The sequence below is a fragment of the Comamonas sediminis genome, from assembly GCF_041107495.1.
GTDB lineage: Bacteria > Pseudomonadota > Gammaproteobacteria > Burkholderiales > Burkholderiaceae_C > Comamonas > Comamonas sediminis.
The window spans coordinates 40,881-56,574 of the sequence record NZ_JBGBDC010000013.1; the positions used below are offsets into that span (position 1 = coordinate 40,881).

Genomic DNA, 15,694 nt, shown 5'->3' on the forward strand with positions numbered 1-15,694 from the left:
GCTGAGCGGCTTGATGGGCGCATCGCTGGTGACCCCGGCGGCACGGGCCGCTGCCACTGCAGCCCGGACAAGACTGGGCGCTGGTCTCAAGATTCTGGTCGCCTATCCACCCGGCGGTGTCAGCGACCTGGTGGCGCGCGCCTTGGCCAAAGCCATGGCCGATCCGCTCCAGGCACCAGTCATCGTCGAGAACCGGCCCGGCGCGAGCGGAACCTTGGCGCTGGAACTGCTGCAGCGCAGTCCGCCCGATGGCCAAACGCTGGTCTTTACCGCCGCCGCTGCCGTGGGCCTGCTGCGCCACGCGGCTGCGCGGCGTGCCACCGCCTCAGCAGCCGCTGCGCCATTGCCGGTGCAGCCCGTGGCCGGTGTCATGCGCACGCCGCTGCTCCTGGTGGGCACCTCCGCGCTCGCACCCTCTGCTTTCGCCGACATGGTCGAAGCGGCGCGCAAGCACCCTGGCATGCTGCGCTGGGCGACGACCGGTGAAGGCACGACAGGGCACACCGTGCTGCAACGCGTGAGTCAGCTTGCGGGCGTGCACATCACCCATGTGCCGTACAAGGGTGGCGGGCAGCAATTGACCGATGCGCTCGGTGGCCATTTCGAGCTGCTGTCGACCAACGTCGCACCGAGCCAGCTCAGCGCCTTGCGCGACGGGCGCCTCAAGGCCTTGGCGGTCGGCGCACCGCGCCGCCTGCCGGTACTCCCGGAGGTGCCGACCCTCGCGGAGCTGGGTTACGCATCCGCGAATCTGGATTCCCTGTTCGGGCTCTTTGCCCCACCGGGTACCCCCACCCATGTGCTGCTGCGCCTGCACGCATGGACTGCGCAAGCGCTTCGCTCACCCTCCATTCGCCAGAGCCTGCTTGATGCCAACAACCAGCCCTACGAGGGCTCTGCGCAGGACTTTGCGCGGCAGGTGGAACACGAAACCGATCGTTGACACACGCTGCTTTACCTCAAGTTCCAGGGCCTGGGTCCAGGGGCGACGCATCCGGATCGGCCGAGTTGTGCACCCGATCCGCATCGAAGATCCCCGCTCCGTTTCCGCAGGCGCATCTGTAAGAAAGGTGTGCTTTTACAACAAACTTTCGCCCTTTCCCATCTGCGTTTTCCCCAGGTCGGCACAAATTAGAACGAGTGTGCTTTTTTTGCTGAAATTCAGCGCTTACCCTGTCGACACAGCCTGCCCAGCTTCCTATGCTCTGTCTTCGAGACAAGCCAGATTGGACGACCGTTCAAACAGCAACCCAAGGAGACAAAGCAATGAAACAAGCCAAGAAATGGATGTGGCTGGCGGCCACCGCCTTGCTCGCAAGCAGCGCTTATGCACAGAAGGCGGGCGACTGGGTGTTAGGAGCCGGGGCGCTCAACTATTCGCCCCAGGACAAGAGCAAGCCACTGACCTTTGTCGAGCCCTTTGAGCGGCAGATCCCGGGCTCGGGCGCTGACCTCAAGAGCGCCACCACCCTGGGCCTGAACGTGCACTACTTCCTGACCGACAACTGGGCGGTCGAAGGCGTGCTGGGCATTCCACCGCGCCTCAGGCTCAATGGCTCCGGCTCGCTGGAGCCCATCGGTGAGCTGGGCAATGCGCGTCTGTATGCACCTTCGTTGCTGGGTAAATACTTCTTTGGCAATGCCGATGACAAGTTCCGCGTCTCGCTGGGTCTGGGTGTCACCTATTCGCAGTTCCGCAATGTACGCTTGACCAGTGGTCTGCAGAACACGCTGGGCAGCGTCATCGGCGCGCCTCCAGGCGTTGCCAAGACCACCGCCAAGATCGACAGCCAGTGGGCACCGGTCTTCAACATCGGCGCCAACTACGCGATTGACAAGAACTGGGGTATCACCTTCTCGGTGTCCTATGTGCCGATGAAGACCGACGCCAAGCTGACGACCACGGTCAACGGCAACAAGGTGGCGGTCTCGCAGACCCGCCTGACCCTGGATCCGATCATTCCGTTCCTGTACGTCACCTACAAGTTCTGATCAACAAGGGTTCTGCAGAGGATCCCAGTGAGGAGAAGCCCGCAGCGCCTGCGCTGCGCCCAACAAGTGGCCTGCATTCGACGAACGCCACAGCATGCGGTGGCTCCAAGCCATCTTTTGCCCCCTGCTCCTGGAGCAGGGTTTTTTTTGCCCGCGCGGGGCACCCTTGGCATCTGCGCCTCCTCGGCCCACAATGGCGCAGGCAGACCCGCCTGAAACCCCTTTTTTGGAGACCTTATGCCGGCCAAGAAAATACTGATGATCTGTGGTGACTACTGCGAGGACTACGAGACCATGGTGCCCTTCCAGACCTTGCTGGCCGTGGGCCACCAGGTGCATGCGGTCTGCCCGGACAAGAAAGCCGGTGACCACATCAAGACGGCGATCCATGACTTTGAAGGCGCGCAGACCTACAGCGAAAAGCCTGGCCACAACTTCACGTTGAATGCGAGCTTTGCCGACATCCGGGCCGAAGACTATGACGCGCTGGTGATCCCTGGCGGGCGCGGCCCCGAGTACCTGCGCAACAACGAGGCGGTGCTGGCCGCCGTGCGCCATTTCTTCACGGCCAACAAGCCGGTCGCCGCCGTCTGCCATGGTGCGCAGCTGCTGGCGGGCGCCGGCGTGCTCAAAGGCCGTACCTGCTCGGCCTACCCCGCCTGCAAGGCCGAGGTGGTGCTGGCCGGTGGCACCTATGCCGATATCGCGGTGGACCAGGCCCATACCGACGGCAACCTGGTGAGCGCCCCCGCCTGGCCTGCCCACCCGCAGTGGCTGGCGCAGTTTCTAGAACTGCTGGGCACCCGCATCCAGCACAGCTGAACGGCCGCTGCGGTGGCAAGTGCTGGGCCGCCTGCAAGCCCTTGCCATCGCTGCTACCATCGCAGCCCCATGACCGCAGACAGCTACAGCCACCACCTCGCCACCGGCCAGCAATTCGTTGCCGATGCGCAAAAGATTGCCACCACCGATTTCGCTGCCGCCCGCGCGCTGTGGCAGCAGGCGGGCCAGGCCTTTTACCGCGCCCACCAGGCCGACCGCAACCAGCCCGAGGCCGCCGTGCGCCTGGCCCAGGCCTGGATGGCCGAGGCCCATGCGCTGCAGAAGGAAGGCTCGCCCAATGCCACGGTGATGTGGCAAAACGCAGCCGCCCAGAACGAACTGGCCTTTGACCTAGACCCGCGCAATGCCCGCATCGCGATGGCCGCTGCCAGCTGCCACCACTTCGCGGGCGATGCCGAAGCCGCCCAGGCCTGGATGCAGATCGGCCAGCACCTGGCATCGGGCGGCGACCAGGCTCCAGAAGCTGCGGATCCGACAGACGACTGAGCCGCTCCATATAGCGAATGGCGTCTTTGGTTATTCGATAATATTATTTTTTAATCTGAGCGATCGAACGTAGCATGTGGGCCCGTCTACTTGTTCCCGACTGCCTTCCATGCTCAAGCGCCATTTCACCCTCGCCGCCCTGCTGGCGGTTTCTGCCGCCTTTGCCGCCCCCGCCTTTGCGCAGGACAAGCCCATCAAGCTGGGCGTGACGGCCGGCCCGCATGCGCAGATTGCCGAAGCGGTGAAACAAGCAGCCGCCAAAGAGGGCCTCACGGTCCAGGTGATCGAGTTCAGCGATTTCATCCAGCCCAATGCCGCCCTGGTGGCCGGTGATCTGGATGCCAATGCCTACCAGCACCACCCCTATCTGGAGCAGCAGGTCAAGGACCGCGGCTACAAGCTGGTGCCTGCCGCCAACACCGTGGTGCTGCCGATTGCGCTGTACTCCAAGAAGGTGAAATCGCTGGGCGACCTGCCGCAGGGCGCGCAGATCGGTCTGCCCAATGACCCCACCAATGGCGGCCGCGCGCTGCTGCTGCTGCAAGAGCATGGCCTGATCAAGCTGCGCGCGTCGGCAGGCATCAAGGCCACGCCGCTGGATGTGGTCGACAACCCCAAGAAGCTGCGCCTGCGCGAGTTGGATGCCGCCCAGCTGGTGCATGCGCTCAATGACCTGGATGCCGCCGTCATCAACACCAGCTATGCGATTGCCGCCAAGCTCAACCCCACCAAGGACGCCATTGCGCGCGAGTCGGCCAAGTCGCCCTACACCAACCTGATTGCCGTGCGCCAGGACGACAAGGACAAGCCCTGGGTGGCACGCCTGGTCAAGGCTTACCATTCGGACGAGGTGCGCCAGTTCATCGACAAGGAATTCCAGGGCTCCATCGTCCCCGCGTTCTGACAGGGGCTGACACGGCCCGCCACACCCATTCGACGCCAGCGGCGCGCAAACTGGCGCGCCTTTTTTCATCACCCTTTGACCAAGCCAGCCCATGAGTGGACAGATCACCCTTAGCCGAGAAGGCCATGTCGCCACCTTGTTGATCGACAACGTGGCCAAACGCAACGCGATCAGCCACCAGATGTGGATCAGCCTGGCCGAGCAGCTCGATGTGCTGGTGCAGGACAGCGATCTGCGCTGCATCGTGCTGCGCGGCGCAGGCACCCAGGCCTTTGGCAGCGGCGCCGATATCGATGAGTTCGAATCGCTGCGCTCGTCCAAGGAAAAAGGCATGGCGTTTGCCCAGCAGGCACACCGGGCCATGGCCCTGCTGCGCCACTGCCCCATCCCGACACTGGCAGCGATCCGTGGCGCCTGCGTCGGCGGTGGCCTGGAGCTGGCGGCCTGCTGCGATCTGCGCCTGGCCAGTGACGACGCCCGCTTTGGCATCCCCATTGGCCGCCTGGGCGGTGTGCTGGCCTACCCGGAACTCGAAGCGCTGGTGCATGTCGCGGGCCCGCAGGTGGCGCTGGAGCTGCTGCTCGAAGGCCGCCTGCTCGATGCGCAGGAGGCCTGTGCCAAAGGCCTGGTCACCCGCGTGGTGCCGCTGGCCGACTGGGACGAGGAGCTGGCCCAGACCGTTGCGCGCATCAGCGGCCTGGCGCCGCTGTCGGCACGCTGGCACAAGAAATTCATCGCCCGGCTGCAAAGCGGTACGCCCTTGACGGATGCCGACCAGCAAGAGGGCTACGCCTGCTTTGACACGCAGGACTTCATCGAAGGCTACCGCGCCTTTTTGGACAAGCGCAAGCCAGTATTCACAGGAAAGTAAGAGCGTTCATGCAGCCATCCCCTTCCCCGCGCACAGGCCCGCTGTCGGGCCTCGTCGTTGTTGAGTTAACCAATGTCATGGCAGGCCCCGTCGGCGGCTTGCTGCTGGCCGACATGGGCGCCGAGGTGGTCAAGGTCGAGCGCCTGCCCGGCGGCGACGACACGCGCCGCGCGATCCCGCCGGAGATCCAGGGCGAGTCCGCCACCTTCATGATCGTCAACCGCAACAAGCGCGGTATCGCCGTCGACCTCAAGCACCCCGACGGCCTGCAGGTGGTGCGCCGCCTCATCGACAAGGCCGATGTGGTGATCGAGAACTTCCGCCCCGGCACGATGGAAAAACTCGGGCTGGGCTATGACGTGCTGCGTGCCAGCAACCCCGCGCTGATCTACTGCAAGATCACCGGCTTTGGCCTCAACGGGCCCTATGCCAAGCGCGCCGGCTACGACCTGATTGCGCAAGGCATGTCCGGCATCATGAGCCTGACCGGCGAAGGCCCGGGCCGCCCGCCCGTCAAGGTCGGCGTGCCGATTGGTGATGTGACCGCCGGCATCCTCGCCTCGACCGGCGTGCTGGCCGCCTACATCGAGCGGCTGCGCACCGGCGAAGGCCAGTATGTCGACACCTCGCTGTATGAGGCCTCGCTGGTCCACACCTACTGGCAGGTGGCGATGGCCTTTGCCACCGGCGAGTCCGCTGGCCCCATGGGCTCGGCCCACCCGGTGGCCGCGCCCTACCAGGCGATACCGACGCAGGACGGCTGGATCAACATCGGCGCGGTGAGCCAGGCCACCTGGGTCGGCATGACCCGCGTGCTGCAGCTGGAGCACCTGCTCGAAGACGAGCGCTTTGCCAGCAACCGCGAACGCATGGCCAACCGCGATCTGCTGATCGCCATCATTTCGGAGGCCATGCGCAGCAACACGACCGACTACTGGGTCGAGAAGTTCGAGCAGGCCGGTGTGCCTGCCGGCCCGGTGCGCAAGATCAAGGACATGCTGGAAGACCCGCAGACGCTGGCGCGCGACATGGTGATCGAGGTCGACCACCCGGTGGCCGGCCCGGTCCAGGCGCTGGGCCTGCCGATCAAGTTCTCGCACGGCAATGGCGTGACCCGGCGCGGCGCACCGCAGTATGGCGAACACACCGCCGAGGTGCTGCAGGAGCTGGGCTACAGCAGCGAAGACATTGCTGCACTGGCCGCCAGCCAGGCGGTGCAGTTGCACGGGCGCTAGGGCGCCGTGAACGATGCGCGGTAAGCGGTTGGCGACACGCCCATGCTGCGCCTGAACTGGTCACGCAGCACCTGCACGCTGCGGTAGCCTGCCTGGTCTGCAATCTGCTCCACGCGCAGGCTGCTGCTCTCCAGCAAGCGCCGCACTTCCTCGATCCGCGCCTGCGCCAACCAGGCGCTCGGCGCCATGCCGGTGCCGGCCGTGAAACGGCGCAGGAAGGTGCGCCGGCTCATGGCCAAGACCTCGGCCATCGCAGCCACCGTCCAGTCCCGCCGCAGATCCGCGCGCACCTGGTCCAGCAACTGCGCCAGCTTGCCCGATGCATCCTTCACCAGCGGCTGCTCGATGAACTGCGCCTGGCCACCGCTGCGGTGCGCGGCCACCACCAGGCGCCGCGCCACACTGTTGGCCGCCTTCACGCCAAAATCGCGCCGCACCAGATGCAGCATCAGGTCGATGCCCGCTGCGCTGCCCGCCGAGGTGAACAAGCGCTCTTCCTCCACATACAGCACCTGGGCATCCACAGCGATCGAGGGGTAACGCTGCGCCAGCGCGGGCGCATAGCGCCAGTGGGTGGCTGCACGGCGCCCATCCAGCAGCCCGGTGGCAGCCAGCACAAAAGCCCCGGAGCATATCGAGGCCAAGGTGGCGCCGCGCTGCCAGGCTCGCCTCAGCGCTTGCTGCAATGCCAGGGGCACCGGCTCGTCGATGCCTCTCCAGCCCGGCACCACGATCAGGTCCGCCTGCTCCATCAGCGCCAGGTCGGCACTGGCTTGGACGGACAGGCCGCCTTGTGCCCGCAGCGGGCCGGGCTCCACCGCCACGCTTGCAAAGCGGTACCAGCCCGCGCCCAGCTCGGGGCGCTCCAAGCCAAACACCTCGGCCACGATGGAAAACTCAAAGGTACATAGACCGTGGTAGACAGGCGCTACCACCAGCGGCCCGCGCAAGGATGCAGACATTGGCGCAAATCCTTCCATTTATGTCTTTTGCGCCAATTGTAGACAGGGGCGCCGGTCCGCAAAATCGCTGCCATGTCTACCAGGAGTTCTTCATGAGCAGCTATGTCAGCCAGATTCCCGCCGCCGCCAGTGCCGATGCCGTGGCGCATTTCTCCCGTTCCTTCACGTTCGAGACCGACTGCTGGGATGTGCACGCTGCCCTGCAGCAGGGGGGCCCCGATTTCGTGCTGCTGGATGTGCGCAGTGCCGAACTGTATGCACGGGGCCATGTCCCCGGCGCCCTGCATCTGCCGCACGGCAAGATCATCGAGAGCAAGCTGACCGCCTGGCCCGCCGGTACCTTGTTCGTCACCTACTGTGCCGGCCCCCACTGCAATGGGGCGGCCCGTGGCGCCTTGCGTCTGGCGCAGCTGGGCCGGCCCGTCAAGCTCATGGCGGGCGGCATCACCGGTTGGCTGGACGAAGGGTTTGCGCTGGCCACCGCCGCCTGACCGCGTGCCGCAAGAAAGGGGAGGCATCACATGCCGCCCCCTGCAAGCGTCTTCCCGCGTCAAGACCTCAGCGGCTCCAAACGGCCTTCAACTGCGCCGTCGTATGCATCATGGCCTGCGGGCCGGCCACACCCAGCAGGTACCAGACCTGCGGATCCAGGAACACCACCCGGCCCTGCTGGCCGGCAGCGCTGTTGCGGATGGCGTCGTTGTTGAACAGCTCGGTGCTGGCCACCACGGGCTTGCCATCGCGCCCGGTGGTGCTGCCGGTGCCGGCGTTGCGGTCGATCACATAGAGCCAGGCGGGGTTGAGCTGGCTGATGTCCTCCATCTTCATCGGCACGCCGCGCGGTTTGCTGGCATCGGCCGGCAAGGCCGGCTGGACGCCCAGCACATCGTGCAGCAGGCCAAAGCGTGCGCCGGGAGGCTGGGCATTGATCATCGTGCTGATGGCCAGCACCAGGAGGCCCGGCGCTTGCTGCTGGGCCAGCGCGCGGGTGCTCTCCACCTCGCTGCGCACGCGCTGCATCAGCTGCTCGCCCTGGGCCTGCTTGCCCCACAGCGATGCCAACGCCACCACATTGCGCTGCATATCGGCCAGCAGCTGCTGGTTGTTGACGCTCAGGTCCAGCGTGGGCGCGATCTTGCTCAAGATGTCGTACTTGCCGGCGCTGCGGCCCGCGACGACGATCAGGTCCGGCCGGATCTGGCTCAGCGCGTCAAAATCGGGCTCGAACAAGGTGCCGGCTGGCAGGTAGCGCGCATCGGCATAGGCCTGCATATAGCCGGGGAAGTTGGCCTTGGCCAAGGCCGTCACCGGCAGGTTCAGCGCCTGCATCGTGTCCAGCGATGCCAGGTCATACACCACCACGCGTTGAGGCGCCAGGGGCACCACCGTGCTGCCCTTGGCATGTTGCACGGTGATGGTTGCCGGAGCTTTGGGGCTGGGGGCTTGCGCAAAGGCTGCCGGGGCAGCAAACAGCGACGTGGCGAGGGCGGCAGCAGCGCTGGCGCGCCAGCAGGCCGAGGTCAATGGCGGGGTCATGTCTTTCTCCAAAGGATGCGAATCAAAGCGATAGCCGCGGCGCCCGCCGCAATGCGGGGCGCCGCGCGGCGGGTTTAGAACTTGAGGTTCATGCCCACCCAGTAACGGCGCCCGTCCTGCACGGTGGCGTAGTCTTCGTAGTACACGTCCTTGTCGAACAGGTTGTAGATACCGGCGAAGAAGGTGGTGTTCTTGTTGTAGTGGAACGAGCCGCCCACATCGAACATCGCATAGCTGCCAGCGACCCAGGTGCGGGCCGAGCGGCCGCCAGTGGGCTGGCTTTCCTTGCCACGGTAGGACAGCTTGGTCCAGCCGTTCCAGCGGTCCGAGGGCTTCCAGTCCAGTGCAACGTTGAGCATGTGGCGCGGCAGCTGCGACAGCGGCTGGCCGGCAAACTCGCCGCTCTTCTGCTCGGACCTGGTGAAGGTGTAGCTGGAGTTCAGGTCCAGGCTGCGCGCCAGCGGCATGGTCAACGTGGCCTCGATGCCGCGTGTCACCGCCTTGTCGATATTGATATTGGTCGTGGGCGTGTTGCCCGACGAATTCAACGGGCCACACTCGGGGCAGGCAATGCGGGTGATCTTGTCGCGGAAGTCGTTGTCAAACACCGTCAGCCCCGCCGACAGGCCGGCACCATCGTTGTAGAGCACGCCCACTTCCTTGGACAGCGATTTCTCCGGCTTCAGATCCGGGTTGCCATAGATATTGCCGCCCCGGCTGGCCTGGCCCCAGTCGCCCAGCGTCTGGCGCAGCGAGGGTGCGCGGAAACCGGTGGAGACACCGCCCTTGACGGTCCAGCGCGGGTTCAGGTTCCACACGCCATATAGGCGCGGGCTCCATTGCGACCCGCCCTTGCTGTCGTGGTCAAAGCGCAGGCCGCTGGTCAGCGCAAAGTCCTCGCGCAGGCGCCATTCGTCTTCGGCAAACCAGGCATACTGCGTGCGGTCGGCCGTGGTGCGGTTGCTGCCGGGCAAGGTGTTGGTGGTCGTGTCGGTCAGGTCCTGTTGGTTGTAGTACAGGCCGGTGCTGACGATGTGCGCGTCGCCCACCGGAATCACCCAGCTGCTGTTGGCCACCGTGTTCTTGACGGTCATCTCGCGCGAGATGTTGCGGGTCTTCTCATGCTGCACATAGGTATCGGACGAGGCCCAGCCCCAGCGGCCCTTGTGCTGCAGCGAATAGTTCTCGCGCTCAAATTTGCGGTCGGACAGCGCACCGGTCTCCAGCAAGGTCTTGCCGGGGGTCGAGATGAAGTGCTGCCGGGCCGCGCCCAGTTCGGCAATGATGTCGTGGTCCTTGTTCGGCGTCAGCGCAATGCGGGCGTTGAGCGCCTGGGTATCGCTGTCGTTGTAGCCCTGGTAGATGCGGTCTTCATCGCGCTTGCTGTAGTTGCCGTAGAGGCTGATGCCGAGCATCTCTTCCTTGATCGGGCCCGAGAGGTAGAAGTTGCTCTGGTAGGCATTGCCGGACGCGGGGCGCTCCTGCAAGGTGGCATCGGCACGCAGCGAGCCATGCCACTGCTTGGCCACCTTGCGCGTGATGATGTTGACCACACCGCCCATCGCGTCCGATCCGTAGAGCGAGGACATCGGCCCGCGCACCACCTCGATGCGCTCGATGGCTTCGAGCGGTGGCACCCAGCTTTGGTCGGTCCCCGTCGAGCCATTGGTCTGCGTCTCGCGCGTGCTCATGCGCTTGCCGTCCACCAGGATCAAGGTGTAGTTGGCACCCATGCCGCGCAGGCTGATGTCGTTGGAGTTGTTGTCCGACGGCGTCATGATGACGCCCGGCACATCGCGCAAGGCATCGTGCAGGTTGCTGTAGGCGCCCTGCTCCAGCTTTTCGCGCGGGATCACGGTGATCGATGCCGGCGCCTGGGTTACCTCCTGCTCAAAGCCCGCCGCTGTCACCACCACGGTGCCCAGTGTTTTGTCGCTGGCAACCTGCTCGGCAGCATCGGTGGCATCGGTGGCATCGGCGGCCTGCGCTGCTGCTGCGCCATGGACCAGCATGCCGGCCACCACGCCGGCGATGGCGCGCAGTGCATGGCGCTGGGGTGCCGATGGCAGCCGGTGGAAATCAAGACGCAGAGGCCGTGCTGGCGCGCGACCTGCTGCCAACGTGGCAGAGGAGGACATGGAAATACTCGGTGTTCAGGTGACAACAGCCACGCCTCAGGCACCCGCAGATGGTGGCCATCGGCAGGTGCTGGCGGCGGGCCAGCGATGCTTCGCTTGTTGTGCAGGTTTGCGGTCACGGCGCTGGTCAGGGCGCCGTCCCGAGAAGGCATGGCTGCCCGGTACACGCATGGGCAGCAAGGGGGAACGCAAGACGTTTATATGCGAATAGTTCTCATTATAGAGATTGATGGAGAATCGTTACGAGATGCCATGTAGTGATTTTGTAAAGTTCGTCCTGCAGCGCGCATGCGGCAACCGCTTCTCACGCTGCGCAAACCAAGCCTGGAGCCGCTCCTGGCCGGAGGCGCGTCGTCACACGCAGACCTCCAGCGATGGCCAGGACACTACAGATCAAAAACCGACGGTGACCTTGGCCCAGTAACGGCGGCCGTCATACACCGCGTCGTAAGTGGCGCTGTCCACGCGCTTGTCGAACAGGTTGTAGATGCCGGTGCTGAAGCGCACATCCTTGCTGTAGGCATAGTTCAGGCCCAGGTCCATGAAGGTGAACGACGGCGTGCCCTTGGCCATCGAGGTGCGGCTCAGGTAGTCCGAGCTCTTGCCCCGGAAGTTGACCCGGCTCCAGACACCCAGCTTGTCCGTGCCCTGCCAGTCCAACGTGGCGTTGAGCATGTGCTTGGGCATCTTGTTGAGCGGCTGGCCGGCAAAGTTGCCGCTTTTCTGCTCCGAGCGGGTGAAGGTGTAGTTGGCCGCCAGGCGCAAGGCTTCGCTGGCCTTCCAGGTGGCGGTCGCCTCCACACCGCGCATATTGGCCTCATCCACATTGGTGCGGTCGCTGATGAACTTGTAGGGCGTGCCCAGTACCGTGCAGTTGCCGGTGACGATGGCGCGGCCAGCGCCCTCGGTGTCCTCACAGCTGCGCACCTCGGTGATCTTGTCCTTGAAGTCGGTGTTGAACAAGGTCAGGCTGCCGGTGAAATCGCGGCGGTTGTCCCAGATCACGCCCAGCTCCTGGCTGGTGCTTTTCTCGGGCTTGAGGTTGGGGTTGCCCCGGATGATGGCCGGGTCGCCACCGCCCCCGGTGATCTGGCCCCAATCGGCCACCGCAGCGCGCAGGCTGGGCGATTTGAAGCCGGTCGAGATACCGCCCTTGACGCTCCACTCCGGCGTTGCGTGCCAGACGCCGTAGACGCGCGGCGTCCAGTCGGTGCCGTAGTTCTGGTCATGGTTCATGCGCAGGCCGGTGGTCAGCGCAATCGCATCGGTCACCCGCCATTCGTTCTCGGCAAACAGCGCCCACTGGTAGCGCTTGAGCGTGTTGATGGGGTTGTCCACCTTCATCTGGTTGCCGTTGTCCATCAGCTTTTCATGCTTGTAGCTCAGGCCCACGGTGGTCAGGTTGCGCTCACCGATCGGCATCACCATCTGGCTGTTGAACTCGGTGTTCTTCAGCTTCATCTCGCGGCCAGGGTTGTCGATCTCCTCGTGCTGCAGGTAGGTGGTCGAGGTGCCAAAGCCCCAGCGCCCGGTGTGCGAGATCGCAAAGTGGTTGCGGGAGTAGTCCGAGAAGCTGGACGCGCGGCTCGCGCTCTTGCCTGCCGTTGCATAGCGGTCCTGCAAGGTGCGGCCCACTTCCAGCGCCAGGTCGTGGTCCTTGTTGGGGGTCAGGGTCAGCTTGGCGGTGCCCGAGCTGCTGTCCTGCTCATTGAAGCCGCCGACAAACTTGTCTTCCAGACGGCGCGATTTCTGGCCGTAGATCTGCAGGCCCAGCACATCGCTCTTGATGGGGCCTGCCAGGTAGAAGTTGCTCTGGTAGATATCGCCCGACGCGGAGGATTCCTGCTGCGTGGTCTCGGCGCTCAAGGTACCCGTCCACTGCTTGGCCACCTTGCGCGTGATGATGTTGACCACGCCACCCATTGCGTCCGATCCGTACAGCGACGACATCGGACCCCGCACCACCTCGATGCGCTCGATCGCGCTGAGCGGCGGCAGCCAGCCTTGTTCGATACCGGCGCCATCGCTGTTGGGCCGGGTTTCGCGCGAGTTCTGCGGCTTGCCGTCCACCAGAATCATCGTGTAGTTCGAGGCCATGCCCCGGATGCTGATATCGCTGGAGCTGCCGCCGCCGGTGATGACCACGCCAGGCACATCGCGCAGCGCATCGGTCACATCGCGGTAGGCCTTTTTCTCCAGCTCCTGGCGCGGAATCACGGTGATCGAGGCCGGTGCATCTTCTACCGCCTGCTCAAAGCCCGAGGCCGTCACCACGACGGTGGACAAGGTCTTGTCGGCCTCCGCTTCGTTCTGCGCCAGCGCAGGGCCGGCACCCAGCAGCGCGGCGGCCACCAGGGCCGTAGCGCGCAACGCATGGGGCACGGCACGGTGCGGCGATGGACCGGCGTGCAACAGCGAAACAGGGCGGGCAGCACAGGCGGCAGCGAAAGGGCGGGGGGTCATGGAACAGGCTCCAGGTCAGATCAAACGGATGGCGCATGGCTGCGCCCGCCTGGTCGCTCATGGAGATCAGGCACAGCGCAGGCCCAGGGCCGGCGGTTATTCGCGGGGTTTGGAGGTGTCAGTCACGGCGCGGCAGGCAGCAAAGGGGTGCTGCTGGGCCGTCCTGGCGAGCATGCCGTGCTGTGCGGCATGGAGATGGCGGGGAGCCAACATGGCTGGGCAACGAAAAAATCCGGGGACCATCAACAAATGCGAATGCTTCTTATTATACCCATTGATAAAGAAGTGTTGACTAATGTGAAGCAGGGATAAAGCACTTTGGATACATCTCTGTGGCGCATAGGCCTCAGCTGGCTATGCAGAACCACCGCCCAGGTGGTTCACCAGCCACCCCAGCCAGAACAGCGCAAAGCCGATCAGCCCCCCCACCAAGGTGCCGTTGATGCGGATGTACTGCAGATCGCGGCCAATGTTCCATTCGATCAGCTCGCCCAGTTCACGCGCATCCCAGCGCTTGACGGTATCGGCAATATGGGTGCCGAAGAACTGCGAAATCTCCGGCGCCAGCTCCTGCACCCACAGCTCCATGCGGGTATTGAGCGAACTGCGCAGCGCCTGGTCGGCTGCCAGCGACTTGCCCAGCCACAGGCCCATGCCACGCACATTGCGCGCCATCGCCGAATGCTCGTTGGCCAGATCGGCCTGCAGGCTGGCGCGCAGGCTTTGCCACAGCTCCTGCACATACTCGCCCACGGCAGGGTCGTGCTGCAGGTAGCGGCGCACTTCCTCGCCCTTGGCATGCCAGGCGGGGTCCTGGGCCAGGCGCTCCACCCACTCCTGCATGGTCTGGTCAAACTTGGCGCGCAGCACATGGCTGGGGTTGTCGGCAATCGCATCGAGCAGGTGCTCCAGGCTGCTGGCGATCATCGCCGAGCCCTTGTCGCTGAGCCAGCCGGTGGGCAGCATTTTTTCTTTGAGCGGGTGTTCGGTCTTGAGCCAGTGCGCAATGGTCTGCGCAATCAAGGTGCGGGTTTCGGCCTCGTGCAGCAGCTCGACCAGCTTGTCCAGCGCCTGCGCCAGCAGCACCTGGTGGCGGCCGTTGTGCGTCAGCACGGTCAGCACCTTGGACAGCGACTGTGACAGGTCGATCTGGCCCAGCAAGGTGCGCAGCGCCAGCTTGATGAAGCGCTCCACCTGCGCATCCTGCACGGTGGCCAGCGCAGCTGCCGCCAGGCGCGCCACCTGGTGGCCCAGCAGCTCGGCGTTGGCCGGAGCCTTGAGCCACTGCGCCAGCTTGTCCGCCGGCTGGTGCGTGCGCACCAGCTGCACCAGCGAGTCGCCATCGAGAAATCGCTCGCGCACAAAGACGGCCAGGTTCTCGCCGATGCGGTCCTTGTTGCGCGGGATGATGGCCGTGTGCCGCGAGATCCACGGAATCGGGATGTGCTTGAACAGCGCCGCCACCGCAAACCAGTCGGCCAGCGCGCCGACCATGCCCGCCTCGGTCATCGCCCGCAGGCAGCGCAGCGCCAGCTGCCAGAGGTGCGATTGCGCAAACGGCTGGCCCAGGCACCAGCTGGCCAGCACAAACATGCAGGCCACGGCCAGCAGCAGCAGCAACGGGGTGAGCTTGGCGCGGCGCAGCAGACGCTGCTGCGCATCGGTCAGTAGCAAGGGCATGGCGACCACTGTAGCGGCAAGCAGCAGAGCTTGCCAAGTCAGCCAACGGCGCGGTTTCCCTCCAGGGATCCTCTGCAAAACTCCCTGCCGTGGTCTGAACGCGGGCTCGGGCGATCCGCGTCCATCCCGCTTGACGAGGGTCTTGCAGAGCATCCCTGGCGCGCGGTGCCCGCAAAAGTGTGGACAATGGCGGCCTGTGCGGCACAGCGCCGCGTTCTCTACTGCACCTGACCATGACCGATACCACTGCCCGCCCCGAACTGCCCGACCACCTGTCCATCGACCCCAAGAGCCCGCATTTTGTGCGCGAGGTCTTCAACCACGACATCGGCATCCGCTTCAACGGCACCGAGCGCGTGGATGTCGAGGAATACTGCGTGAGCGAAGGCTGGGTCAAGGTGCCCGCCGGCAAGACCGTGGACCGCAAGGGCAAACCTTTGCTGATCAAGCTCAAGGGCAAGGTCGAGGCCTATTACAAGGACTGAGTCCTGGCCTGATCACCTCCGCCGCGCTGCGCTGAAGCGGCCCGGTAAAACGAAAACCCGACCCAGGCTGGCCTTGCAAGGCGAGCATGGCTCGGGTTT

The 15,694-nt window shown here is 64.9% G+C and carries 14 protein-coding genes; 9 read left to right on the plus strand and 5 right to left on the minus strand.

The annotated features are described in order from the left end of the window. The first annotated feature begins 13 nt into the window (after positions 1-13). The 7 genes from AB7A72_RS23165 to AB7A72_RS23195 all read left to right on the plus strand — a co-directional run bounded on the left by AB7A72_RS23165 (position 14) and on the right by AB7A72_RS23195 (position 6,331). Positions 14-943 (plus strand): tripartite tricarboxylate transporter substrate binding protein, encoded by a 930-nt coding sequence (locus AB7A72_RS23165; RefSeq protein ID WP_369461280.1) that lies wholly within the window; start codon positions 14-16, stop codon positions 941-943. Between the two features lie 323 nt (positions 944-1,266). Continuing rightward, complete coding sequence (locus AB7A72_RS23170) at positions 1,267-1,992, plus strand: OmpW/AlkL family protein (protein WP_369461281.1); 726 nt, start codon at positions 1,267-1,269, stop codon at positions 1,990-1,992. A gap of 237 nt (positions 1,993-2,229) precedes the next feature. After that, positions 2,230-2,814 carry a DJ-1/PfpI family protein gene (locus AB7A72_RS23175; protein ID WP_312417549.1) on the plus strand — a complete coding sequence of 195 codons (585 nt, stop codon included), beginning with the start codon at positions 2,230-2,232 and terminating at the stop codon, positions 2,812-2,814. A 69-nt stretch (positions 2,815-2,883) separates the two neighbouring features. Continuing rightward, positions 2,884-3,321 carry a hypothetical protein gene (locus tag AB7A72_RS23180; RefSeq protein ID WP_369461282.1) on the plus strand — a complete coding sequence of 146 codons (438 nt, stop codon included), beginning with the start codon at positions 2,884-2,886 and terminating at the stop codon, positions 3,319-3,321. Between the two features lie 109 nt (positions 3,322-3,430). Further along, positions 3,431-4,225 (plus strand): MetQ/NlpA family ABC transporter substrate-binding protein, encoded by a 795-nt coding sequence (locus AB7A72_RS23185; RefSeq protein ID WP_239810374.1) that lies wholly within the window; start codon positions 3,431-3,433, stop codon positions 4,223-4,225. A 91-nt stretch (positions 4,226-4,316) separates the two neighbouring features. Next, a complete protein-coding gene (locus AB7A72_RS23190; protein WP_369461283.1) occupies positions 4,317-5,096 on the plus strand; it encodes an enoyl-CoA hydratase-related protein in 780 nt (259 codons plus the stop codon). An 8-nt stretch (positions 5,097-5,104) separates the two neighbouring features. Then, positions 5,105-6,331, plus strand: coding sequence for a CaiB/BaiF CoA transferase family protein (locus AB7A72_RS23195; RefSeq protein ID WP_312417553.1), 1,227 nt, complete (start codon positions 5,105-5,107; stop codon positions 6,329-6,331). Here AB7A72_RS23195 and ftrA read toward each other — a convergent pair. Continuing rightward, a complete protein-coding gene (ftrA, locus tag AB7A72_RS23200; protein ID WP_407065016.1) occupies positions 6,328-7,281 on the minus strand; it encodes a transcriptional regulator FtrA in 954 nt (317 codons plus the stop codon). The genes AB7A72_RS23195 and ftrA overlap by 4 nt on opposite strands. 104 nt (positions 7,282-7,385) lie before the next feature. Here ftrA and AB7A72_RS23205 point away from each other — a divergent pair, with 104 nt between their 5' ends. Further along, positions 7,386-7,784, plus strand: coding sequence for a rhodanese-like domain-containing protein (locus AB7A72_RS23205; protein ID WP_369461284.1), 399 nt, complete (start codon positions 7,386-7,388; stop codon positions 7,782-7,784). 67 nt (positions 7,785-7,851) lie between these two features. Here the strand turns inward: AB7A72_RS23205 and AB7A72_RS23210 are convergent, their stop codons facing one another. The 4 genes from AB7A72_RS23210 to AB7A72_RS23225 all read right to left on the minus strand — a co-directional run bounded on the left by AB7A72_RS23210 (position 7,852) and on the right by AB7A72_RS23225 (position 15,110). After that, on the minus strand, positions 7,852-8,829 hold the full coding sequence (locus tag AB7A72_RS23210; protein ID WP_369461285.1) for a siderophore ABC transporter substrate-binding protein: 978 nt from the start codon (positions 8,827-8,829) through the stop codon (positions 7,852-7,854). 74 nt (positions 8,830-8,903) lie between these two features. Next, positions 8,904-10,967, minus strand: coding sequence for a ligand-gated channel protein (locus tag AB7A72_RS23215; protein WP_369461286.1), 2,064 nt, complete (start codon positions 10,965-10,967; stop codon positions 8,904-8,906). Positions 10,968-11,360: 393 nt separating this feature from the next. Continuing rightward, positions 11,361-13,430, minus strand: coding sequence for a ligand-gated channel protein (locus tag AB7A72_RS23220; RefSeq protein ID WP_369461287.1), 2,070 nt, complete (start codon positions 13,428-13,430; stop codon positions 11,361-11,363). A gap of 354 nt (positions 13,431-13,784) precedes the next feature. Then, positions 13,785-15,110: a DUF445 domain-containing protein gene (locus AB7A72_RS23225; RefSeq protein ID WP_369461288.1), complete on the minus strand. Its 1,326-nt coding sequence runs from the start codon at positions 15,108-15,110 to the stop codon at positions 13,785-13,787. A 233-nt stretch (positions 15,111-15,343) separates the two neighbouring features. On the opposite strand from AB7A72_RS23225, the gene AB7A72_RS23230 reads away from it, so the two are divergent. After that, on the plus strand, positions 15,344-15,595 hold the full coding sequence (locus tag AB7A72_RS23230; protein WP_133858265.1) for a DUF3297 family protein: 252 nt from the start codon (positions 15,344-15,346) through the stop codon (positions 15,593-15,595). Positions 15,596-15,694 lie beyond the last annotated feature (99 nt).